General features: G+C 63.2%; 18 protein-coding genes and 2 tRNA genes. 15 read left to right on the forward strand and 5 right to left on the reverse strand.

The features are described from left to right. Positions 1 to 4 precede the first annotated feature (4 nt). Positions 5 to 616, forward strand: a complete 612-nt coding sequence (locus tag ACSSVG_RS16405) for a TetR/AcrR family transcriptional regulator (RefSeq protein WP_492415661.1) — start codon at positions 5 to 7, stop codon at positions 614 to 616. 70 nt (positions 617 to 686) lie between these two features. Here the strand turns inward: ACSSVG_RS16405 and ACSSVG_RS16410 are convergent, their stop codons facing one another. Continuing rightward, on the reverse strand, positions 687 to 1,862 hold the full coding sequence (locus ACSSVG_RS16410) for an acyl-CoA dehydrogenase family protein (RefSeq protein ID WP_492415662.1): 1,176 nt from the start codon (positions 1,860 to 1,862) through the stop codon (positions 687 to 689). A 131-nt stretch (positions 1,863 to 1,993) separates the two neighbouring features. On the opposite strand from ACSSVG_RS16410, the gene ACSSVG_RS16415 reads away from it, so the two are divergent. Then, on the forward strand, positions 1,994 to 3,340 hold the full coding sequence (locus tag ACSSVG_RS16415; RefSeq protein ID WP_492415663.1) for a glycosyltransferase 87 family protein: 1,347 nt from the start codon (positions 1,994 to 1,996) through the stop codon (positions 3,338 to 3,340). Between the two features lie 16 nt (positions 3,341 to 3,356). Here ACSSVG_RS16415 and ACSSVG_RS16420 read toward each other — a convergent pair whose 3' ends face one another. The 3 genes from ACSSVG_RS16420 to ACSSVG_RS16430 are packed head-to-tail and all read right to left on the reverse strand — an operon-like array spanning position 3,357 to position 6,795. Continuing rightward, on the reverse strand, positions 3,357 to 4,883 hold the full coding sequence (locus ACSSVG_RS16420) for an APC family permease (RefSeq protein ID WP_231339801.1): 1,527 nt from the start codon (positions 4,881 to 4,883) through the stop codon (positions 3,357 to 3,359). Then, positions 4,880 to 6,085 (reverse strand): glutathionylspermidine synthase family protein, encoded by a 1,206-nt coding sequence (locus ACSSVG_RS16425; protein ID WP_231339802.1) that lies wholly within the window; start codon positions 6,083 to 6,085, stop codon positions 4,880 to 4,882. The genes ACSSVG_RS16420 and ACSSVG_RS16425 overlap by 4 nt, the downstream gene beginning before the upstream one ends. Positions 6,086 to 6,087: 2 nt before the next feature. Further along, positions 6,088 to 6,795, reverse strand: a complete 708-nt coding sequence (locus ACSSVG_RS16430; RefSeq protein WP_492415664.1) for a Tat pathway signal protein — start codon at positions 6,793 to 6,795, stop codon at positions 6,088 to 6,090. A 152-nt stretch (positions 6,796 to 6,947) separates the two neighbouring features. Between ACSSVG_RS16430 and ACSSVG_RS16435 the strand changes: the two genes are divergently transcribed. From ACSSVG_RS16435 to ACSSVG_RS16475, 9 genes are all read left to right on the forward strand, one after another. Further along, positions 6,948 to 8,474, forward strand: coding sequence for a sensor histidine kinase (locus ACSSVG_RS16435; protein WP_253468733.1), 1,527 nt, complete (start codon positions 6,948 to 6,950; stop codon positions 8,472 to 8,474). Next, positions 8,471 to 9,145, forward strand: coding sequence for a response regulator (locus ACSSVG_RS16440; protein ID WP_231339805.1), 675 nt, complete (start codon positions 8,471 to 8,473; stop codon positions 9,143 to 9,145). Before ACSSVG_RS16435 ends, ACSSVG_RS16440 begins: the two co-directional genes overlap by 4 nt. 31 nt (positions 9,146 to 9,176) lie before the next feature. After that, the gene (locus tag ACSSVG_RS16445) at positions 9,177 to 9,830 is read left to right on the forward strand and encodes an MOSC domain-containing protein (RefSeq protein ID WP_492415665.1); all 654 of its coding nucleotides are present in this window, start codon (positions 9,177 to 9,179) and stop codon (positions 9,828 to 9,830) included. Positions 9,831 to 10,231: 401 nt separating this feature from the next. After that, the gene (locus ACSSVG_RS16450) at positions 10,232 to 12,400 is read left to right on the forward strand and encodes a DEAD/DEAH box helicase (protein ID WP_231339807.1); all 2,169 of its coding nucleotides are present in this window, start codon (positions 10,232 to 10,234) and stop codon (positions 12,398 to 12,400) included. 152 nt (positions 12,401 to 12,552) lie between these two features. Further along, a complete protein-coding gene (locus ACSSVG_RS16455; protein WP_492415666.1) occupies positions 12,553 to 13,053 on the forward strand; it encodes a LysM peptidoglycan-binding domain-containing protein in 501 nt (166 codons plus the stop codon). Positions 13,054 to 13,183: 130 nt separating this feature from the next. After that, positions 13,184 to 13,255: transfer RNA gene (locus tag ACSSVG_RS16460), tRNA-Thr, on the forward strand. Positions 13,256 to 13,316: 61 nt separating this feature from the next. Then, a tRNA-Met gene (locus tag ACSSVG_RS16465) sits at positions 13,317 to 13,390 on the forward strand. A gap of 65 nt (positions 13,391 to 13,455) precedes the next feature. After that, positions 13,456 to 14,112 carry an NAD(P)-dependent oxidoreductase gene (locus ACSSVG_RS16470; RefSeq protein ID WP_253468729.1) on the forward strand — a complete coding sequence of 219 codons (657 nt, stop codon included), beginning with the start codon at positions 13,456 to 13,458 and terminating at the stop codon, positions 14,110 to 14,112. Between the two features lie 92 nt (positions 14,113 to 14,204). Continuing rightward, positions 14,205 to 15,776, forward strand: a complete 1,572-nt coding sequence (locus tag ACSSVG_RS16475) for a Na+/H+ antiporter (RefSeq protein ID WP_492415667.1) — start codon at positions 14,205 to 14,207, stop codon at positions 15,774 to 15,776. On the opposite strand, the gene ACSSVG_RS16480 is transcribed toward ACSSVG_RS16475, so the two are convergent. Continuing rightward, a complete protein-coding gene (locus tag ACSSVG_RS16480) occupies positions 15,773 to 16,993 on the reverse strand; it encodes an ROK family protein (protein ID WP_231339811.1) in 1,221 nt (406 codons plus the stop codon). The two genes, ACSSVG_RS16475 and ACSSVG_RS16480, sit on opposite strands and share 4 nt — an antisense overlap. Before the next feature lie 241 nt (positions 16,994 to 17,234). On the opposite strand from ACSSVG_RS16480, the gene ACSSVG_RS16485 reads away from it, so the two are divergent. From ACSSVG_RS16485 to ACSSVG_RS16500, 4 genes are all read left to right on the forward strand, one after another. After that, positions 17,235 to 18,506: an ABC transporter substrate-binding protein gene (locus ACSSVG_RS16485; protein ID WP_253468725.1), complete on the forward strand. Its 1,272-nt coding sequence runs from the start codon at positions 17,235 to 17,237 to the stop codon at positions 18,504 to 18,506. Positions 18,507 to 18,529: 23 nt separating this feature from the next. Continuing rightward, positions 18,530 to 19,489 (forward strand): carbohydrate ABC transporter permease, encoded by a 960-nt coding sequence (locus ACSSVG_RS16490; protein ID WP_492415668.1) that lies wholly within the window; start codon positions 18,530 to 18,532, stop codon positions 19,487 to 19,489. 14 nt (positions 19,490 to 19,503) lie between these two features. Beyond that, entirely contained in the window at positions 19,504 to 20,349 is an 846-nt protein-coding gene (locus ACSSVG_RS16495; RefSeq protein WP_253468721.1) for a carbohydrate ABC transporter permease, read from the forward strand. A gap of 76 nt (positions 20,350 to 20,425) precedes the next feature. Continuing rightward, positions 20,426 to 22,180, forward strand: a complete 1,755-nt coding sequence (locus ACSSVG_RS16500; RefSeq protein ID WP_492415669.1) for a glycoside hydrolase family 13 protein — start codon at positions 20,426 to 20,428, stop codon at positions 22,178 to 22,180. Positions 22,181 to 22,191: the final 11 nt, after the last annotated feature.

A 22,191-nucleotide genomic window follows, 5' to 3' on the forward strand; every position in this document is an offset into this window, starting at 1 on the left:
AGCCATGACCACAAAGGACGTGGGCCGCGCAGCGAGGCGGGGCCCGTACGCGAAATCCGAGGAACGGCGTCGGACCATCCTCGACGCTGCCCATGCGGTGTTCGCTGCCCGTGGTTACCGCGGGGGATCCCTGCAGGATGTTGCCGATCGCGTAGGCCTGAGCCAGACAAGCCTGCTGCACTACTTCGCGTCCAAGAGCGACCTCCTCATGGCAGTCCTGAAGCGCCGCGATGAAATCACCGGCGGCTCATTCCCCGATGACATGGAGGAAGGCCTGGTGGACTCCGTGATCCGGACAGCGCTCTTCAACGAGGACATTCCGGGCGTCATCGAGCTGTACACGGTGCTCTGCGCCGAGTCCGTCACTGATGGCCACCCGGGTCGGGAGTACTTCACGGAGCGCTACCAACGCTTGCGGAGGAGCTACGGCCGCCGCTTCGCTGAACTGGCGGCCGAGGGCAGGCTCCGCCCCGGAGTTGATCCTGATGAAGCTTCCATGTCGTTGGTTGCCTTGTGGGACGGGCTCCAGACCCAGTGGTTGCTGGCTCCCGACGACGTGGATGTGGTCAAGGGCCTGCGCGGCTATTTCAAGCTCCTGGTCCTCCCCGAGGCCTGACCCAACCAGGTAACAGCACATGTCCCGTTGGGGGCCCAAACCGACATGTGCTGCTACTTGGTTGGGTGCGTTAGCCGCGAAAAGCCCCGATGCCTGTGATGTGCTGGCCCAGGATCAGGGTGTGGACCTCGTCCGTGCCTTCATAGGTCCGCACGGATTCCAGGTTGCTGGCATGCCGCAGGGGTGAGTAGTCGAGGGTGACGCCGTTCCCGCCGAGGATGGTCCGCGCTTCGCGGGCGATCTTGATGGCCTCGCGGACGTTGTTCAGCTTGCCCAGGGAAATCTGCTGTGGCTGAAGGTGTCCGGCATCCTTCAGGCGGCCCAGGTGCAGGGCCAGCATGGTGCCCTTCTGGATTTCCACCAGCATGTTCACCAGTTTCTCCTGCGTCAGTTGGTAGCCCGCCAACGGGCGTCCGAACTGGAGTCGGTTGCCTGCGTAGTCCAACGCAGCCTCGTAGGAGTCGCGTGCGGCTCCCATGGCACCCCACGCGATTCCGTAGCGCGCCTCGTTCAGGCAGGAGAATGGTCCCCGAAGTCCCATGGCACCCGGGAGGATGGCATCTGGACCAAGCCGCACGTCGTCGAACGTCACATCGCACTGAACGGACGCGCGCATGGATAGCTTTGGCTCGATCGGTGTTGCCGCTACCCCGGGGGTTCCAGCGGCAACCAGGAAGCCGCGGATACCGTCCTCAGTGTTGGCCCACACCACTATGACGTCAGCAATCGACGCGAGCCCGATCCACCGCTTGGCACCGTCCAGGACCCAACCGTCGGACGTTTCGCGGGCAAAGGTCGTCATGGACGAAGGATCCGAACCCGCTGTCGGTTCCGTCAGGGCAAAGCATCCAATCAGCTCGCTGGCCGCCATGCGTGGAAGCCACTGCCGCTTCTGCGCCTCCGAGCCCCACTTATGGATAGCTGTCATGGCGAGTGAGCCCTGCACGGAAACGAAGGTGCGGATCCCGGAGTCGCCGGCCTCCAGTTCCATCGCTGCCACACCATATTCGACGGCGGTCCGGCCGGGACAGCCATAACCCTCCAAATGCATACCCAGGACGCCGAGCTCGCCCAACTCGGGAGCGATATCACGCGGGAAAACTGCGTCCTCGTACCAGCGGGCGATGTTTGGCCGGATGCGGTGGGCAGTGAAGTCGCGGACCTTTTCGCGGAGTTCAAGCTCGTCCGCGGTCAGCAGTGAGTCGAGGGCCAGGACGTCGGAGGTGTTCGTCGTTGAATCGCTCATGCCAGCATCCTATGGCCGCCGGCATGTGTGCTGTCGCACATGGCAGGCAGGCCGGGGGAGTGCCTCAGTAGTATGGGTGCGGGGGTCGCACACTTCCCCCGTTGCTGTTCGGTTATCTTGGGGGAATTTGCATGGCACTGCCTGACGTCGATTTACGGACCACGGCGGATGCCGCAACGCCGCGCAAAGATGAACCACGATCCTCGGTATTGCTGAGTTTGTTGCCACTGGCCGTGGTAGTGGTTCCCGTCTGGATGATGCTCGCGGACTGGGCCAAGCAGGGCCTGGACTTCAGCGTCTACTGGTTCGGCGGGAGCATCCTGAACCAGGCAGGCGGTTCGCCTTCGGACCTCTACGGTCCCAGCGTCGCTTCTGCCGGCGGGCCGCACCTCCCGTTTACCTACCCGCCCTTCGCAGCCCTTGTCTTCGGGTTGCTGGCGCGATTGCCACAAACTGCCGCGCTCATGCTGTTCAACATTGCCGGTGTGGCCCTGGCTGCGTGGGTAGCTGTCACGATCGTCAGGTACTGGTCGTCCAAGCCTGACCTGCGCAGCGCGCTCGCCTCCACCAAGAGCTGCTGGGTAGCAGCTGGCTTGTTCCTGGCGGTCCTGCTCCTGGGGCCGTGGCGCGAAACCCTGGCGTTCGGGCAGATCAACATCCTGCTCATGGGCCTGATGGTCATCGACCTGCTGGGCGGTTTCTCCAAACGCCGCGGCTTCCGGAGCAGCGGCTTCCTGGTGGGTGTCGCCGCCGGCATCAAACTGACGCCGCTGGTCTTTGGCTTGTACTTCCTGATGCGCAAGGACTGGCGTGGACTGGTGAACATGTCCATCGGTTTCGCTGGCACGGTGCTGCTCGGCTGGCTGTTGCGACCCGCAGAATCCCTGCAGTTCTGGCTGGAAATCCTCCCCGACACATCACGTATTGGCGGCGCGGGGTACGTCGACAACCTCTCCATCAAGGGTGCCCTGTTGCACTTCGGTGTTCCACACGATGCTGTGACCGTGCCTTGGCTCGCTTTGAGCCTTGCCACCATTGTCCTGGCTGCGTTGCTCATCAGGGCCGCCAGCGTCCAAGGCGCACGCGTGACGGCAATTTCGACGACGGCACTTGCCATGTTGCTCATCAGCCCGGTCTCATGGTCCCACCACTGGGTCTGGATGGCCGTGGTCCTGCCGGCATTCGCATGGACCATCAAGGAAACGCCTGCCCGTTACAGGACCCAGCGGATGGTGATGGGCGCAGTCCTCGCGGTATCGACGCTGGTGTTCTTCTCTTCGCCCAAGACCATCGGCCTGGCGCTGGGGTCCGCTGACCTCAACGTCCAGACACCCGGGCTTTGGATCATGGCGTCCAGCGCGGGTGTGTTCTGCGCTGTGGCAATCCTGGTTTGCTGGTTCGCCGCCTTCAGGCGTAATTCCATCCGGGACGTGGACGTGCCTGCCCGCCTCCATCGATGGGCCCTGAGGCAGCGCTAAGCCCGCGGACCGCAGACTACTCGCCGCTTACTACGCCAACCTGGGCACGCTCACCTGTGAAGTAGCCACGGGTTGACGGCGCGAAGCGGCACACCACAGCCAGCACAACGCCCAGGGCCAACAGCAGCACGCCACTGACAAAAGCCCCGCCGATGCCGAAGATCCGGGTGTCCCCGTAGGCCGGGTCCCACATTTGGACGGCCGAGATGAAGAACGCAGCCGTCAGGGACAGCGCACCCAGGAACGGCAGGATGCCACGGAACCACAGGTTCCGGGCGGAGTCCCGGAGCGTGGAGCGGAAGAACCACACGCAGGAGAACCCGGTCAGGGCGTAGTAGAACGCAATGAACAAGCTGATGGCGCTGATGGAGTCGGACAGCAGGTTTTCGCTGAGGAAGCTCATGGCCACGTAGTACACAACGGCCACCGCACCCATGACCTGCGTGGAGAAGCCCGGGGTCATGAACCGTTCGTGGACCTTACCGAACCGCGCCGGAAGCGCACCGTGCACCCCCATGGACAATGTCCCGCGTGCCGTGGGAAGAATGGTGGTTTGCGTCGATGACAGGACCGATGCCAGCACAGCCACAATGATCAGCCAGCCCCATGGGCCCAGCACTACGTCCTTCATGGCCAGGAAGACGTCGTCCTGGTTGGCTTCGTTGCCCAGGCCGATGCCGTCGGTACCAATCGTGGCGTACATCATCACCAGCAGGGCAACGGAAACGTAGATCGCCACCAGGACGGAGGCTGAGATGACCGCGCCGCGGCCGGGAGTCTTGGCCGGGTTCTCTGTTTCCTCGTTGAGCGCCAGGCACGTGTCCCAGCCCCAGTAAATGAACAGCGCCAGCAAGACACCGTGGACCACAGCACCGGGATCGGCAAACGCGCCGGCAGGGTTGAACCATTCGAAGTCGAAGGCCTGGCCTTCGGGTGCTCCGCCGGCGATCCGGACGATGATGGCCACAGCAAAGATGCCCAGCGAAATGTACTGGATGTATGTCAGCGTGCGCTGGACGTGCTCACCCAGCCGGATGCCACGGTGGTTCACGTACGTCATGAACACGATGAACAGCACTCCGGTTGCCGTCACCAGCCATGTGTTCTCAGCCAGGGATCCATCGCCGATCAGCAGCCAAAGGTACTTGCCCGCAATCTGTGCCAGGTTGGCCAGGACAACGATGCCAGCCAATGCCACACCCCAGCCGCCCAGCCAGCCCGCCCAGGGGCCGAAGGCCTTGCGGGCCCAGAAGAACGTGGTGCCACAGTCCGGCATTGCGCTGTTGAGTTCACGGAAGGCGTAGGCGATGAACAGGACCGGGATGAAGCCAAGGATCAGGATCAGCGGCGTGTAGTTGCCGTTGACGGCAACAATGAGCCCCAGGGTCGCGGCCAACGAATAGACGGGTGCGGTGGATGCCAGGCCCAACATGACGGAGTCGCCAAGGTCCAGGATCCCGGCGTGGAGGCCTTTGGGAGGTACGACGGCGGTACGGTCGCCGCCCGCTTGGCCGCCACCCGGCGTCGAGGTTTCAGTGCTCATAGTGCGGCTCCGTAGGAAGTAGCAGTGGGCGCGACAGGCGCGGGGGAGTCAATGGTGTTGGGAACAAAGCGGCAGAAGTAGTCCGTGATGGGGCCATCGGATTCGCGGATTCCACAGCCGACGGATTCGCCATCCACCACCCAGAGACCCAGGACGGGATGATTGCCGTCGAAGTCCGGGAGGGAGTGGTACTGCTGGAAGCACCAGCCTTCACGGCCGTAGCCGCCGGGTTGCTGGATCTCGATGCCGGGGGCGTGGATGCGGATGTTGTCGCCTTCGCGCCCATGCAGCGGCTTGGCCACCCATTCCTTCAGGGGTCCCGGGTCGCCAAGATAGGCAGGCAACAGGTTCGGGTGGTCCGGGTAGAGATGCCACAGCGCGGCCAGCAGTGCCTTGTTGGACAGGAGCATCTTCCACGCCGGTTCAACCCAGCGCGGGTTGTGGGCGCGCTGCAGGAGGCGGTGCCCGAAGGGCTCCTTCATCATCAGTTCCCACGGGTACAGCTTGAACATGGTGCTGATCATGAAGTTGTCCAGGTCCACGAACCGGTTCAGGTTGGGGTCCCAGCCGATGTCGGACATGTTGATGCCGATGGTGGTCCAGCCACCCTGGCTCGCGACATCCCGCATGTAGGCCGCTGTCATCCAGTCCTCGCCGGATTCCTCTGCTTCGGAGTGGGCCACGTGCAGGGTGCTCATGCCGGTACGGAACTGCAGCTTCTTCCATTGCCGGATCAGGGCCTCATGGATCCCGTTCCACTGGTCCTTGTCCGGAAAAACGTCCTGGAGCCAGAACCACTGGGCAACGGAGGCTTCGATGAGCCCGGTGGGAGTGTCGGCGTTGTACTCCAGCATCTTGGCCGGACCGCCCTTGCCGTCATAGATGAAATCGAAGCGGCCGTAGATATCCATGTCGGCAGCCAGCAGCGACTCGCCAGCGAGTTCAAGGGCCTGCTGCCCGATGCCGATATCGCCCATGGCTCCGGTGGCCAGGTACTTCGCGGCCTCCAGGCACATGATGTGCATATCCTCGGCGGTCTTCTCGAGGGTTTCCACCTCGTCCATGGTGAATTCGTAATAGGCCGATTCGTTCCAGTATTCGATTTTGCGGCCATTGGGCATGGTGGTGGTGGAAAATACCAGGCCCTGTTCTTCGATCTTTTGCTTCCAGTCCGGCCTGGGCACGGAGGAGAGTCGACGCACGCCTAGCCTCCCGAGCTTCCGCCGCTTTTGGAGCTGCTGCCGAAGCCGCCGCGGCTGACAGTGCCGCCCTTGGTGCTGTAGCCGGTAGAGGATTTTGCTCCCGTAGGCACGTTCTTGGTGTAGCTCGGGTAGGAGCTGCGGTTTTGCCCCACCGCGGGCACACTGGCTCCCCGGGAGTAGAAGTACCAGGCATAGACCGCGGAGCTGCGGCCGGCCGAACTGCTGTTGTTGCACTCGTTGTCGTCAACGCGTTCGCCGGTTTCCTCGTTGAAACAGACCTGCGCGTAGTCCGCTTCCTGCTCATTGCTGGCAACGATCGCGGTAATGGTTCCAGCCAGCAGGGCAGTCACGCCCAAGCCCACGACGACGGTGCGGCGCTGGGAACGCTTCTTCTTTTTCGCTGCCTCAGCTGCTCCTCGCTCGCGTTCCTTGGCGAACGGGTCCACGACGGGGAGGGGTTGGCCGGGCTGCGGCGCGCCGTTCCCGGCCTGGGTAGCACCGGCAGGCACCGGACGCTTCTTGCCCTTGCCCGTACTTTTCGCCGGCTCCTGGCCGCCCTCGACAGGCGTGAACAGCTCGGGGTGGAGTTCGGGCTTTGGCACCTGCCAAGGTGGGGGCTTGGGCGGATTGTTGCCCGCTCCGAAGTCGGCGTTGTTGTCCCTGCTGCCGCCGTCGTTGCCGGCTGCGTCAGGGCTGTCTTTCGGGCCCATGTGTATCCCCCTGGATAGACCGTTGAAGTGTCCGGCGCCACGCCGGACCAGAATGCTCAGAGCAAGCCTAGTCCTTGCAGGCGGCGTCGGCACCGGTGACGGGCGTAAATGGGGAGAACTACCCAGCGGGCCAACCATGTAAGGATGTAGCCATGGCGGCACCAGAGGCACATGGCAACGGCGACGACGGCGTGCTGCTGCGGCTGCCGCCGGTTCGCGGCATCGGCCAAGGCCGGGTGGTCACCGGTTTGGTCCTGGCGCTTTTGCTGCCGCCCGCCGTCGAACTTCTGGTGACGGTCCTCGATTTCCGTAACTTCGCGATCACCATGCTGCTGCAACTGGCGGTGGCAGTTGCCGTCGCCGCGATCGGTGGTTTGTGGCCGGCGGTGGTGGCCGCCGTGCTGGGAAGCTTCCTCCTTAACTATTTCTCGGCAGATCCTGTCGGCTCGCTCTCCATCGCCGACCCCACCACGTTGTTCACACTTGTGGTCTTCCTTGCTGTGGCCTGCGGCGTGGCACTGGCAGTCGGCCTGGCCAGCCGGCGCGCGCAGGAGGCAGCTCGCTCCGGAGCCGAGGCCACGGCCCTGAGCGAGTTGGCCCTGAGAATCCTGAGTTCGGACGGCAGCCTGGAAACGTTCCTTGAGAAGGTCCGCAGCAATCTGGGCATGGAAGCGGTGACCTTGCTGGGCTCCGCGGGACCGGGTGGGCCGGCAATGCCAGGTGCGGCTCCCTCGTGGCAGGTGCTGGCGAGCGCCGGCCACAATCCGCCGGTGACCCATGCCGCCGCCGACCACGCCGCCGTCGTCGATCCGCATTACACGCTGCTGCTGCGCGGCGGTCCGTTATCGCCTCAACGCCAGCGTCTGTTGGCCGCCTTCGGGGCCTTCGTCGTGGCCGTGCGGGAACGCCAGCAGTTGGTCAAGAGCCGCCGGGACAACCTGCGGCTGTCCGAGGGCAACAAAATGCGGACGTCCATCCTGCGCGCCGTGTCGCATGACCTGCGGACCCCGTTGGCGGGCATCAAGCTCGCGGTGAGCAGCCTGCGCCAGGAGGACGTGAGCTTTCCGCCGGAGGTCGAGCGGGAACTGCTGGAAACCATTGAGGAGTACGCAGACCGCCTGGATCACTTGGTGGACAATCTTCTGGACATGTCCAGGATTACGGCCGATGCGGTCAACCCGTTGCTGACCGGCATCGTGTGGGCCGAGGTGCTGCCCCAAGCGTTGCGGGGTGTTCCACCGGAGCACCTCCGCAATGAACTTCCGGCCAACCTGCCTCCGGTGCAGGCTGATGCCGGCATGCTGGAGCGCGTGGTGGCCAACATCGTTGAGAACGCCGTGAAGTACGCGCCTGACTCTGATGTGGTCCTGACTGCCCGGGCCGGGGCCGGCATCACGTTGGGCGACCGGCCCGCCAGTGAATTGAGGATCGTGGATCACGGCAGGGGGATGGGCCACGATGAAGTCCTCACCATGTTCCAGCCTTTCCAACGCTTTGGTGATTCGCCGTCGCAGACCGCGGCGGGCGGAATCGGCTCCGGCGGTGGCATCGGCCTTGGACTGGCAGTGGCTAAAGGGTTCAGCGAGGCCATGGGCGGCAGGCTCGCCGCCGAGCCGACGCCGGGTGGTGGCCTGACCATGGTGGTCACCCTGCCGCTGTGGACAGGTGACGCGCAATGACGCTGGTTCTGATCGTCGAGGACGAGGCCCGGATTGCCCGCGCCATGCAGATCACCCTTCAGGCGCACGGCTACCAGGCGCTGTCGGTGGGCACGGGGGCCGAGGCCCTCCAGGCCGCTGCCAAGCAGCCGGTGGAGATCGTGGTCCTGGACCTTGGGCTGCCGGACATGGACGGCGTGGAGATCATCCGCCGCATCCGTGGCTGGAGCAGCATGCCCATCATCGTGCTGTCCGCCCGGCACGCGTCGGAAGACAAAGTGGAAGCGCTCGACGCCGGTGCGGACGACTATGTGACCAAGCCTTTCGGGTTGGATGAGCTGCTTGCCCGGCTTCGGGTCGCCTCCCGCCGTGTCGTCACCGAACATGAGGAACCAACCCTGGCCACTGCCGACTTCATGGTGGACCTGGCCGGCAAGAGGATTGTCAAGGATGGCTCGGAAGTCAGGTTGACGCCCACGGAATGGAACATCCTGGAACTGTTGGTCCGGAACAAGGGGAAACTGGTGAGCCAGCAGCAGATTCTCACCCAGGTCTGGGGACAGGCCTATGCCAAGGAAACCCAGTACCTTCGCGTGTACATTGCCCAGCTGCGGCGGAAGCTGGAGCGGGATCCGGCGGAGCCGCGCCATCTGCACACGGAAGCAGGCATGGGCTACCGTTTTGATCCTTAAACCTTCCTGGGGCCGTCCGTAGACTGGTCCCATGAACACCGCTTCCCTCGTTGCCGTCTGCCGTGTCCACCAGTTGCTGCCCGATTCCGGCAGCGTGGGAGTCACGGCCATTGACAAGCGCCCCGTAGAAGGTCCCGTCAAGGTCCACAAACTGGGACTTCACGGGGATGTGCAGGCAAGCCGGCTCGATCACGGCGGGGAAGACCAAGCGTTGTACGCCTACTCGCAGGCGGACGCGGACTTCTGGTCAGGTGAGCTGCTGCGCGAGGTAACGGCTGGCCTTTTCGGCGAGAACCTGCGCGTTGCAGGAATCGAGACCACGGGTGCAGTGATCGGCGAACGATGGAAGATTGGCCTGGACGTGGAAGTGGAGGTCACGTCTCCCCGTGTTCCGTGCGCCACGTTCCAAAGGGCGTTGGGGGAGCCGCAGTGGGTGAAGCGCTTCACGCAGGAAGGCCGGGTGGGGACGTACCTGAGGGTGATCAGGACAGGGACCATTTCGGCGGGAGACCACATTCACCGCACGTTCGTCCCCAAGCACGGCATTACGGTGGGCCAGTGGTTCAACGAGCCCACGCCGGACATCGTCCAGGTCCTGCTCGACGCGGAAGCCGACGGCGAAATCCGGCTCCAGGACGAGTACCACTCAAAGTTCGAGAAGGTCCTTCGCCGCCACGGCCTCTAGGGCCTTTTCATGGCCTCGGGGCGGGTGTGGAAGCCGAGTGTGAACAAGCTCACCGGCCATCATGGGGCCTTAAGTCGCGGTGACGCCGCACCTTGCCCTACACTTGAAATATCCCCCACTCCGGAAATCCCTTTATCCTGCCCAATTCTTGAGGCAGGACTGGTAAGTGTTGGGGCCCGCAATTGTGTGCGGGCATTTTCATAGGGAGAGCCGGCTAAAGAAAACGCTGTACAGACTGCTGGGATAGCAGCCAAGAGATGCAGCGGGAAGTCCTGCCATGGGATTGCGATAGCGCCGGACTTCTTGCGGGAGCAGGGCACTTTGCCTGCCTTCGCGACGAGTACTGCGGCCAAGCCCAACCGGGCCGCGCCGACTGCCCTATGGATGAGGAATTTCCCCCTATGACCGAAAATCTCAACGAAAACTTCGACGCCCAGACCGTAGAGTCCGCTGATGCAGTGGAGACCACCGCGCCCGCCGAAGTTGAAGCACCGGCTGCTGCCGCTGCCCCCGTCGAGAATGCTGCAGCCGAGTCTGCAGCTCCCGCCTTCACCGAAGCTCCTGCCCCCAAGGCAGAAGAAGAGGAAGAAGAAGGCGTCCGCTTCGTCGATCTTGGTATCGACGGTCGCGTTCTGGCCGCCCTGCAGGACGTCGGCTACGAAAAGCCGTCTCCCATCCAGGCCGCCACCATCCCGCTGCTGCTTGAAGGCCGCGACGTCGTTGGCCTGGCCCAGACCGGTACCGGCAAGACCGCAGCATTCGCTGTTCCGGCCCTGTCCCGCCTGGCTGAGCTCCACGACCTCAATGGCCCGTCCCGCAAGACCCAGGCTTTGGTCCTGGCCCCGACGCGCGAACTTGCCCTCCAGGTTGCCGAGGCGTTCACCTCCTACGCCAAGCACATTGACGACTTCACCGTCCTCCCGGTCTACGGTGGCTCGGCCTACGGCCCGCAGCTGGCCGGCCTGCGCCGCGGTGCACAGGTTGTTGTCGGTACCCCCGGCCGTGTGATCGACCACATCGCCAAGGGTTCGCTGGACCTTTCCGAGCTCCAGTACCTGGTTCTGGACGAAGCTGACGAGATGCTGCGCATGGGCTTTGCCGATGACGTTGAGCAGATCTTCCAGCAGACTCCCGAGACCCGTCAGGTTGCGTTGTTCTCTGCCACCATGCCGGGCCAGATCCGCCGCATGTCCAAGCAGTACCTGAACAACCCTGCTGAAATCTCGGTGAAGTCCAAGACCACCACCGGTGCCAACACCAAGCAGCGTTACCTCCAGGTTATGGGCCCGCACAAGCTGGACGCCCTGACCCGCATCCTCGAGGTTGAAGAGTTCGACGGCGTTATCGCCTTCGTGCGCACCAAAATGGCTACCGAGGACCTCGCCGACAAGCTGAAGTCCCGCGGCTTCCAGGCTGCCGCCATCAACGGCGACATCCCGCAGCAGCAGCGCGAGCGCACTGTTGACGCGCTGAAGGAAGGCCGCATCGACATCCTCGTGGCCACCGACGTCGCTGCCCGTGGCCTTGACGTGGAGCGCATCAGCCACGTCATCAACTACGACATCCCGCATGACACCGAGTCCTACGTGCACCGCATCGGCCGTACGGGCCGTGCAGGCCGCAGCGGTGACGCGATCCTGTTCATGACGCCGCGGGAGAAGTACTTGCTGCGTTCCATCGAAAAGGCAACCCGCCAGCCGGTGGAGCAGATGCACCTGCCCACCGCTGAGACCGTGAACACGCTGCGCCTGGGCAAGTTCGCCGAGCGCATCACGGAGACCCTCGCGTCCGAGGATGTTGCAGCATTCCGCGACCTCATCTCCTCCTACGAGGAAGAGCACAACGTTCCGGCTTCGGAGATCGCTGCAGCCTTGGCCGTCATGGCCCAGGGTGGACAGCCCCTGCTGGTCAAGGAACTGCCCGCAGCTCCTGAGTACCAGAAGCGTGAGCGCTCCAAGGACGGCTTCGGTTCCCGTGGCCCGACCCGTGCTCTCACCGAGGGCAACGCTACTTACCGGATCGCCGTCGGACGCCGTCAGCGCGTCATGCCGGGTTCCATTGTTGGCGCCATTGCCAACGAAGGTGGCATCTCCTCGGCACAGATCGGCGGCATCGACATCCGCTCGGACCACTCCTTGGTGGAGCTCCCGGCAGACCTGAGCCCCGAGCAGCTGCGTGCACTGTCCCGCACCCGCATCGGTGGCGAGCTGATCCACCTCGAACTGGATAACGGCCGCAAGCCCAGCGGCGACCGTGGCGGTTACTCCGGTGGTGGCGCCGGTGGACGTGGTGGCTATGGCGACCGCGAGAACCGTGGTGGCGGCAACTTCAAGGGCAACGGTGGCTTCAAGAAGGACTTCCGTAAGTCCGAAGGTGGCGAGCGTACCTCCGCTGACCGTGGTGGCCGCTCCTACAGCGACCGCTCCGAGCGCACCGCAGGCAGCTTCGGCGACCGCGACCGCGGCCAGGCCAGCGGGTCCCGCTTCGGCGGTCACGGTGACGGCGCCCGCAAGCCCCGCAGTGGCGGCGAAGGCGGACACCGCGATTTCAACCGCAAGGGCAAGTGGTAAACACTTCCTGGTGGTAAACACCAAGTAGTTCCCGTCAGGGGGTCGGCTTTCGAGCCGGCCCCCCGACGTGTTTAACGGGGTTACATGCGCCGGTGCCCCGCCGTACCATCAAGGGGCTGGCTGACTGGCCGCAGGAAACAGGAGGGTGCTCCATGGGATTGCTGGACAACGTGAGGAAGAACCTGGGCTTCGGCAACAAAGACCATGGTGAAAAGGATCACAGGGACCATGCCGCTCCGGAAGCGGCCCCGGACGACCAAACGGCCGTAAGCCAGGCAGCGGAGGATGCGGCCGCCGTCGAGGTTTCAGCTGAGGATAAGACGGCAGCCGAGGCTGCAGCAGCGCAGGCCGCCCAGCAACAGGCGGCCGCTGACGCCGCAGCGGCGCAGGAGGCCGAACAGGAGGGCCTGGAACCCGGGGCCCCGGAAGTCCGGCCGCAGGCGCAGGAGGCGGCCTCTGAGGCCGCAGCAGGGTCCGGCCAGCCAGGACCTGTGGCCCCGCGGGTCACCGAGGTAGTTGTGGAACAAGGCGACACCATGGGTGGCATCGCTGCCCAGTTCGGGGTGGACCTCGGCGCGCTGATCGCAACCAACGCAGATACCGTTCCCAACCCGGACCGGATCTACCCTGGACAGGTGCTCCGGCTGCCCTGAAATCAGGTGCCGAAACAGCAGGAAATAGATCAGCAGAACAGCGTCTTCGCAAATTGTGTCGGCGCTGTTTTTCCGCGGTCTTTCGCCGATTTGTAGCTTCTGAAAACGTCCGGTAGAGTATTTACTCGTTGCCCCCCTAGCTCAGTGGTAGAGCGCGTTCTTGGTAAGAACGAGGTCACCGGATCGATTCCGGTGGGGGGCTCTGAATGAGGGCCTGTGTCAAGGCGGTTTTGACCGGCTTGGCACAGGTTTTTCTCATTCGTGGCGGTGTAGCTCAGTTGGTTAGAGCGCACGACTCATAATCGTGAGGTCGGGAGATCGAGCCTCCCCACCGCTACAGAGCAAGACCCCGCAGCTTTCGCCTGCGGGGTCTTTTTTCATTCCGTGGGACAGAATGGGTTCATGAGTCGAATCGCAATCATTGGCGGCCACGGGAAAGTGGCCCTGCATCTGTCCCGCATCCTCAGTGGCGAAGGTCACGATGTCACGTCCTTCATCCGGAATCCCGATCATGTGGCAGATGTCACGGACACCGGCGCCACAGCCGAGGTGCTGGATGTCGAAAACTCGACGACGGCGGAACTCGCCCAGGCGCTCAACGGACACAACGCCGTGGTCTGGTCTGCAGGGGCCGGCGGTGGCAATCCGGACAGGACCTATGCGGTGGATCGGGATGCCGCCATCCGCTCCATGGATGCCGCAGCCCAGGCCGGAGTGCGGCGGTATGTGATGGTGTCCTACATCGGCGCCGCCAAAGACCACGGCGTCCCGTCGGACCACCCGTTCTTCGCCTATGCGGAGGCTAAGGCGGCCGCCGACGATTACTTGCGCAGCACCGGCCTTGACTGGACCGTCCTGGGTCCGGGAACCCTGACGGATGAGCCGGCCACGGGATTGATCCAGACGGACCCGGAAAACCCCGGCGACGGCACGCAGACCTCGCGGGCCAACGTTGCCCTGGTCACCGCGGCAGTCCTGGAACTGCCGGGCACCATCCGCCGGACCATCACGTTCAAGGATGGAGCAGAGGACGTCGTGGACGCCCTCACGCAAGACTGACCAGGGACTGACTTCAGCCCGGGATATGTTGGTAGGGAACTTTTTCGGCTTCGGCGGGGGAAGAGCCGTACAACATCTGGGGAAGCAGGAAAATGGATCAGTTGGCGCTCATCATCGGGTTGCTGCTTGCGACGGTAGTGGCCGTGGGTTTGGGAGACCGGCTCCGGCTGCCGTATCCGGTCCTGATGTTGCTCCTGGCCGTTGCACTCACCTTCATTCCTGGTTTCCCCGAGTTTGAGATCTCGCCTGAACTGATCCTGCCGATCTTCCTTCCACCACTGCTGTTCGCCACGGCGCAGAAGAGCTCCTGGGCGGTCTTCAGAGTGCGATGGCGGACGCTCCTCCTGTTGGCGGTGGCGTTGGTGGTGGTGTCCACCGCCGTGGTGGCCGGCGCTGCGTGGCTCATGATCCCGGGTATCGGAATCCCGGCAGCCATTGCCTTGGGAGCCATGGTTGCGCCGCCGGACCCTGTTGCCGTTGAGTCAGTGGCGGGACGTGTCCACATGCCACGCAGGCTCATTACGGTCCTTCAGAGCGAAGGACTTTTCAACGATGCGGCGGCCATCGTGATCTTCCAGGCCGCCGTTGCTGCCACGGTCTCGGGCAGCGAAGTGGGACCGGAAGTCATCCCGCAGTTCATTATTGGCGCCGGCTTGGCCGTGGTGATCGGCATCGCGATGGGTTGGCTGACCAAGGCCATCACCAAGCTCGTCACCTCAATGGTGGCCCGGAGTGCTGTCACGCTGGTGGTCCCGTTCGCGGCCTACATCCTCGCCGAAGAGCTGCATGCCTCAGGTGTGGTGGCCGTCGTCGTGACTGCCTTGGAATTGCAGCGCCATGCTCGGCCGCAGGACGCCGCCGAACGCGTCACCAGGACCGCGTTCTGGGATGTGGTGGAGCTACTGGCGACCGGCTTGGCGTTCGGCCTGGTAGGGCTGGAGATCCGCCACGTCATCCGGGATGAGGGGACGGCGATTTTCGGGATGATCGGCATGGCCGTGGTCATCTGCATCCTGGTCTTCGTTGTCCGGTTCCTGTGGCTTGGCCTGCTTGCCTTGACAGCCCGGAAGCGCAGGAACCTGCTGCAGCCCACCTCGCCCAAGGAAGTGCTGATCCTTACGTGGTGCGGCATGCGTGGCCTTGCAACCTTGGCGCTGGCGTTGGCACTTCCGCTGACCTTGCCTGATGGCAGCGATTTCCCTGCCCGGCACGAGATCCTGGTGATTGCCTGCGCTGTCCTCCTGGCAACGTTGGTGCTCCCCGGCCTCACCTTGCCCTGGCTCATGCGCGTACTGAATGCAACGGAGGACGGTTCGCACGAACAGGATGCCGCCAAAGTCCTGGCCAAGCGCGCCCAGTCTGCTGCAGTTGCGGCGTTGAAGGACCACGACCTGATGAAGGAACTTCCGGCAGAGAAGGTGGCGCTGGTCAAGGAAAAGATGCGCCGGCTTCACGCGGAGTTGCTGGATGGCACCCTGCAGAACGAGTCCGTTGCCGAAAAACGGAAGCGCGGACGGGAGCTGTCCATCGCCGTACAGACCATCGCCCTCGACGCCGCGCGCCAGGAAGTGGTGGCTGCCCGTAACGAGCTCGGAACGGACCCGGAAGTGGCCGATCGCGTCCTGAGGCAGTTGGAACTGCGCACGATGTCGATGCCGGACTAGGTCGACACTGGCTTCGGCACTGATGCGGGGTAGAGGTCCAGCGCATGGTCTTCGACATAGTCCAGTGCGTGCCGGACCGCGCCCAGCGAGACGATGCCGTCGCCCAGCGTGGAGGTCGCCAGCCGCGGGGGAGTAAAGGTGAACTCGGGCATCTGCTTTTCCATTCCGGGTATCAGGGCGTGTGCTGATGCTGCCACGGCGCCGGCAATAACCACCAGTTCAGGGTTGACCAGCGTACTGATCGAACCGATGGCCCGGGCCATGCGGTGGGCCAACCGATCAATGGCCTTGATAGCCGCGCGGTCGCCATCAGCCGCGGCGTTGAAAACCATCTCCGACGTCAGGGCTGCCGGGTCGCCGCCACAGAGTTCATGCAGCGTCGTCGTCGCGCTGGCGTCAAGGGCTTCACGTCCCCACAGGACTGCATAATGGGCGATGCCGTAGGTGTCACCCACACCGTCCACGTTCTCGAGGTACCCCAATTCCCCAAAGCCACCAAGCTGCCCGTGGAGCAGCCGCCCCGATTCGAGGATGCCCGAACCCAACCGGTCGCCGGCCAGCATAACCACAAGGTTGTCGACTCCCTGTGCAGTGCCCTGCCAGCGTTCTGCGAGGGCTGCGAGGTTGGCATCGTTTTCCAGGAGGACGTGCCAGCCGTGCCGTTCGGACACAATCCGGCGGACGTCGAAGGATTTCCAGAACTCCTGGGCAGTGAGGACTTCGCCGTCACGGCTGACAGGAGCGGCCACGCCCACGGACACGGCCAGAACGGAATCTGCGGAAACGCCGGCCTTTTTCAAGGCGTCAGCCGCGATGCGGTCCAGAACGTCGGCACGCTCGTCGGCCGGGACATTGTAGGTACGGAACGGCATGGTGACCTTGGACAGTGACGTTCCTGCCATGTTGGCCACGATCGCCGTGATCTTGGTGGCGCCGATGTCTATTCCGAGCACACTGGCCGCGCCGTCGTCGAAAACAAAGCGGCGTGCCGGCCGTCCCTTGACGTAGTCTCCGGTGCCCCGCTGGTTTTCCAATTCCTGGAGCCACCCGAGCCGGACGAGTTCATCGCAGATTGAGATGACGGTGGCACGCGAGAGTCCGGTGGAATCCATCAGCTCCGTACCAGTGAGGACGCCGGCGCCGCGCATTGCCTTGAGCATTGCGCTGGCGTTGACGCGGCGGACCAGCTGTGTTGACGGCGCAGTACCGGTCTGCAATGGGTACTCCAAACTCTTCAGGCCGCTCGGCGGGAATGATAGAACGATCTCTCTAAATTTAGTACATAAATTTAGATGACGACGCATTTCACCCAAAGCTTGACGCTGTGGCGCGCATCACTCACCATGGTTAGCGATAGGTCGTAAATTTAGCTCCTATCTAAAGTTCGGGTGGCGATGAGCAGGACCCGCCGCGCGATGGGAATGCGGCCACTGAGGTCCGCAAGACGAAAGGTCTACGGTGTCCGTAAAACTGACACGCAGGAAACGCTTCGCAGCAATGGGGTTGGGCCTGGCTTTGTTGGCGGGGCTTCTCTCAGGCTGCACCGGGGAGCCGGACAAGGAGACCATCCGGTTTACGTTCAGCAAGCGTGAAGCCATTGGCTTCATGACCAAGCTCGTTGCCGAGTACAACGCTTCGCAGAACGACACCGAGGTTGTGCTGGACACTTCGGGTGTGGATGTGGTGTCCGCGAGTTTCGTTCGCGGTAATCCGCCGGACATCGCGCTGGCAAACTACAACATGGAGACCTCGCGCTTCGTTCAGCGTGGGGTGTTGAGCGACTTGTCCGGCACGGACGCCGCATCCCGGATCCGTGAGGATCTGCAGCCGTTGATGGACCAGTACGGTTCGTACCAGGACCGCACCAGCGCCCTTCCGTATTCGGTCATGGCGTCATCGGTGATCTACAACAAGGAGATCTTCGCTGCCAACAACATCAAGGTGCCCACCACCTGGAGTGAACTGATCACAGCGTGTGAGAAGTTGAAGGCTGCGGGAGTGACGCCCTTCTACGCCACGTGGAAGGACGACTGGACCATCGCCCAAGGGTGGTTCGACTACTCGGTAGGCGGCCAGGTGGACACCCTCGACTTCTTCGACAAGCTGGCTGTGGAAGGCACGGAAGTGGGGCCGGGGTCCTCGGTTTCGTTCCAGAAGGACTTCGAACAGCCCGTAGCCAAGATGCTGAAGCTCGCCACCAACTATGTGAACAAGGATGCTGCCAGCCGGGCATACGGTGACGGCAACCTGGCATTCTCACAGGGCAAGGCTGCGATGTACTTGCAGGGCCCGTGGGCCTTCAGCGAAATTGCCAAGACCGCCCCTGACCTCAAGCTGGGCACCTTTCCGCTGCCCATGACCGAGGATCCCCAGGACTTGCGGGTCCGCGTCAACGTTGACCTCGCGGCGTGGATACCGGAGGCGTCCAAGCACAAGGAGGCTGCCCGTGATTTCCTCGAGCACCTCTACAAGCCGGAAGTAATTGAGGCCTACAACAAATCGCAGTTGGGTTTCACGCCCACCAAGGATTCGGCCGTTGTTGCTGATCCCCGGATTGAAGGGATGGTGCAGTACTACGACAAATCCCAGGTCTACCAGGGCCCGTCGGTGCTGGTGCCGCGCACCATTCCGATCATGAACTACACCCAAGCGCTCGTGTTCGGCGCAAACCCGGCATCCACCCTCAGCACGCTCGACGCAGATTGGGCGCGCCTGGCGTTCCGCCAGTAGCGCCGAACCAGGGAGTCAACATCATGTCCATCGTCACCACATCCACCACGTCCGGGCAGGGCGGCCCAAAGCACGGCGGCCCAAAGCAAGCAACCCAGAAACAGCGTCCCCAAGGGCGGGGGAGCAGGCGTCGGGTCGAACCGATCTTCTATCTCTTCCTTGTGCCGAGCCTTGTCCTGTTCACGTTGGCGATCACCATTCCCGGCATCGTCGGCATCTTCTTCAGCTTCACGGATTCCATCGGAATCGGTGACTGGGAGTTCGTCGGCCTGACCAACTACATCGCGATCTTCAGCGACCCCGCCATCCTGCAGAGCTATCTGTTTACCTTCGGGTTTTCCATCGTCACGGTGATCGCGGTCAACGTAGTCGCCTTCCTCCTCGCCGTCGGCCTGACGTCGCGCATCCGGATGAAGTCGGCATTGCGGACCATCTTCGTGATTCCAATGGTGGTTTCCGGAATCATCATCGCCTACGTCTTCAATTTCCTGTTCTCGAACTCGCTGCCGTCGCTCGGTGCTGCGGCCGGTATTCCTTGGTTGGAGAGCAGCCTGCTGGCGAACCCCGACTTCGCGTGGGTAGCCATTGTGCTGGTGACGGCCTGGCAGGCTGTACCTGGCGCCCTGCTCATCTACATCGCCGGCCTGGTGGCAGTGCCCGGGGATGTCTATGAGGCAGCGGAAATCGACGGCGCCAGCAAATTCCAGCAACTGCTGAAGATTACTCTTCCCCTGGTGTCGGGCTATGTGGTCATCAACATCATTCTCGGTTTCAAGGGTTTCCTTAATGCGTACGACATCATCGTTGGCCTGACCAACGGTGGTCCGGGAACCTCAACCCGTAGCATCGCGATGACTGTCATCTCGGGCTTCAACGGCGGCGACTACGCCTATCAGATGGCCAATGCGACGATCTTCTTCGTGGTGGCCATCGTTATCTCTCTCGTACAGCTCTCGCTGACTCGCGGACGGAATGCACTGTAATGACGAACGGATCGATGACCAACAAATCCAGCTTCAAAGTCGAGCGCGTCAACTGGTCGGCGACAACCGTCCTGGTCCTGTGCGCGGTGACCGTGCTCCTACCGCTGTATGTCACGGTTTCCATGGCGTTCAAGACCCAAGGGCAGGCGGTGGATGGCAATGCCTTCTCCTTTCCGGCCCCGTTCAGCCTCGACGGGTTCGTGCAGGCCTGGACGCTGACGAACTTCCCTGTGGGCGCAGCAATGTCGTTGCTGGTGACCGCGGGGACCGTGGTTGCCACGATCATCCTGGCGGCCTTCGCTTCGTACGCGATTGTGCGCAACTGGGAGCGCCGCCTGTTCCGCTACTCGTTCTTCTATCTGCTGGGGGCAATGTTCATTCCGTTCCCGGTAGTAGCGCTGCCGCAGATCCAGCTCACAGGCCGCCTTGGCCTCGACAACCCATTCGGCGTCATCCTGCTGGCCACCATGTTCCAGCTGAGCTTCAGCGTTCTCCTGTTCACGGCGTTCCTCCGCTCCATTCCCATGGAACTGGAGGAAAGCGCCAGGATCGACGGCGCTACAACCTGGCAGACCTTCTGGCAGCTGATCTTCCCCTTGCTGGCGCCCATGAGCGCGACCGTGGGAATCTTCGCGTTCCTTTATGCATGGAACGACTTCATGATGCCCTCGCTGATCATTTCCGACCCGGCGCTGCAGACTCTGCCAGTGCGGCAGAACCTGTTCCAGACTCAGTTCAGTAACAACTACCATGTGTCCTTCGCGTCCTACCTGATGGCGATGGCGCCGGCGATCATTGCCTACCTGTTTACGCAGCGGTGGGTCATGGCGGGCGTGACCCAGGGAGCCGTCAAGGGCTGACCTTGTTGACCTTCGACACCCGGGCGTTTCATACTGGTCCGGGATATAAATTTAGATTCTAAATCAAAGGAGTTTCGTGAGCACCTCCGCCGCTCAGGCCCACCGTACCGACGCAGACCGCATGGCCGACCCCAACTGGTGGCGCCAAGCGGCTGTCTACCAGATCTACCCCCGCAGCTTCCACGACGCGAACGGCGACGGACTCGGAGACATCAGGGGCATCACCGCGAAGGTTCCCTACCTCAAGGAACTGGGCATCGATGCCGTATGGCTGAGCCCGTTCTACCCCTCGGCCCTCGCAGACGGCGGCTACGACGTGGATGACTACCGCAACGTGGACCCGAAGCTGGGGACGCTTGAGGACTTCGACGAGATGGCCGCAGCGCTGCACGCGGCAGGGATCAAGATTGTGGCGGACATCGTCCCCAACCATTCCTCCGACCGCCATGAGTGGTTCAAGGAAGCTTTGGCTTCACCCAAGGGTACTGCTGCCCGCGAGCGCTATATCTTCCGCGATGGGAAGGGCGAGAACGGCGAATTGCCGCCGTCCGACTGGGACTCGGTTTTTGGTGGTCCCATCTGGGATCGCATCACCGAACCGGACGGAACGCCCGGCCAGTGGTACCTGCACATCTTCGCCAAGGAGCAGCCGGACTTTAACTGGGAGAACCCGGAGATCCGTGAGGACTTCCTGAAGACCCTCCGTTTCTGGTCGGATCGTGGCGTGGACGGTTTCCGCATCGACGTCGCCCACGGCATGGCCAAGGATCTTTCCGAGCCACTGCCCATGAAGGCCGACCTGGAGGCCAAGGCCCACGGTACCGATGGCTTCACTGATGGGTCCCACCCGTTCTGGGATCGCGACGAAGTCCACGAGGTCTACGCCGAGTGGCGCAAGCTCTTCAACGAGTACAACCCGCCCCGCACCGCTGTTGCCGAGGCTTGGGTCCACGAGTCCCGCCGTGCCCGGTATGCCAGCCCCGAAGGACTGGGCCAGGCGTTCAACTTCGATCTCCTGCAGTCCGATTTCGATGCTGCATCGTTCCGGAAGATCATCACGGACAACCTGGTGGCGGCGAAGGAATCAGGTGCTTCTTCCACCTGGGTCTTCTCCAACCACGACGTCGTCCGCCACGCCACCCGCTACGGCCTGCCCAAGGGCGGTTCGGTAGCCCAGGGCACCAACGCGGCCCAGGACGTCACCGGGGGCAAGCCCAAGGGCCAGGACGGCAAGGGCTGGCTGCTGGCCGGCGGTCCGGCTGAAGAGCTCGACGTCGAACTTGGCTTGCGTCGTGCGCGCGCCGCGACGCTCTTGCTGCTCGCGCTCCCCGGCTCGGCGTATCTCTACCAGGGTGAGGAGCTTGGCTTGCGTGAGGTGTCGGAAATCCCTGACTCCGAACGCCAGGATCCGTCCTTCTTCCGCAACCCGGGTGTGGAGATTGGCCGTGATGGTTGCCGTGTGCCGCTGCCATGGACCGCGGAAGGCTCGTCGTTCGGCTTTGGTGCGGGCGAAGCACACCTTCCGCAGCCGGGGTGGTTCAAGGACTACGCAGTGTCCACGCAGGACGGCGTGGAGGGCTCCACTCTTGAGCTCTACCGCAAGGCCTTGGGCCTGCGCAGCGAACTCCAGACCGATGAGGAACTCGAATGGGTGGAAACCGGCAACCAGGACGTGCTGCACTTCAGCCGCCCCGGCGGCTGGCACACAGTGACCAACTTCGGGAGCGATCCTGTTGGGCTTCCCGAGGGCGACGTCGTGGTAACCAGCGGCCCGCTGGAAGGCGGCAAGCTGCCTTCCGACACCACTGCGTGGGTTGTCCGCAGCGCCTAAGGCGCCGGGTA

It is taken from the genome of Paenarthrobacter sp. E2MeOHC11 (assembly GCF_058744955.1).

Excerpts from the sequence above, each read along its gene's own strand:
- ACSSVG_RS16445 (WP_492415665.1), top strand. The coding sequence starts at position 9,177 with ATGAACACCGCTTCCCTCGTTGCCGTCTGCCGTGTCCACCAGTTGCTG.
- ACSSVG_RS16495 (WP_253468721.1), top strand. The coding sequence starts at position 19,504 with ATGACCAACAAATCCAGCTTCAAAGTCGAGCGCGTCAACTGGTCGGCG.
- ACSSVG_RS16490 (WP_492415668.1), top strand. The coding sequence starts at position 18,530 with ATGTCCATCGTCACCACATCCACCACGTCCGGGCAGGGCGGCCCAAAG.
- ACSSVG_RS16470 (WP_253468729.1), top strand. The coding sequence starts at position 13,456 with ATGAGTCGAATCGCAATCATTGGCGGCCACGGGAAAGTGGCCCTGCAT.
- ACSSVG_RS16455 (WP_492415666.1), top strand. The coding sequence starts at position 12,553 with ATGGGATTGCTGGACAACGTGAGGAAGAACCTGGGCTTCGGCAACAAA.
- ACSSVG_RS16430 (WP_492415664.1), bottom strand. The coding sequence starts at position 6,795 with ATGGGCCCGAAAGACAGCCCTGACGCAGCCGGCAACGACGGCGGCAGC.
- ACSSVG_RS16410 (WP_492415662.1), bottom strand. The coding sequence starts at position 1,862 with ATGAGCGATTCAACGACGAACACCTCCGACGTCCTGGCCCTCGACTCA.
- ACSSVG_RS16475 (WP_492415667.1), top strand. The coding sequence starts at position 14,205 with ATGGATCAGTTGGCGCTCATCATCGGGTTGCTGCTTGCGACGGTAGTG.
- ACSSVG_RS16405 (WP_492415661.1), top strand. The coding sequence starts at position 5 with ATGACCACAAAGGACGTGGGCCGCGCAGCGAGGCGGGGCCCGTACGCG.
- ACSSVG_RS16435 (WP_253468733.1), top strand. The coding sequence starts at position 6,948 with ATGGCGGCACCAGAGGCACATGGCAACGGCGACGACGGCGTGCTGCTG.
- ACSSVG_RS16420 (WP_231339801.1), bottom strand. The coding sequence starts at position 4,883 with ATGAGCACTGAAACCTCGACGCCGGGTGGCGGCCAAGCGGGCGGCGAC.
- ACSSVG_RS16415 (WP_492415663.1), top strand. The coding sequence starts at position 1,994 with ATGGCACTGCCTGACGTCGATTTACGGACCACGGCGGATGCCGCAACG.
- ACSSVG_RS16450 (WP_231339807.1), top strand. The coding sequence starts at position 10,232 with ATGACCGAAAATCTCAACGAAAACTTCGACGCCCAGACCGTAGAGTCC.
- ACSSVG_RS16440 (WP_231339805.1), top strand. The coding sequence starts at position 8,471 with ATGACGCTGGTTCTGATCGTCGAGGACGAGGCCCGGATTGCCCGCGCC.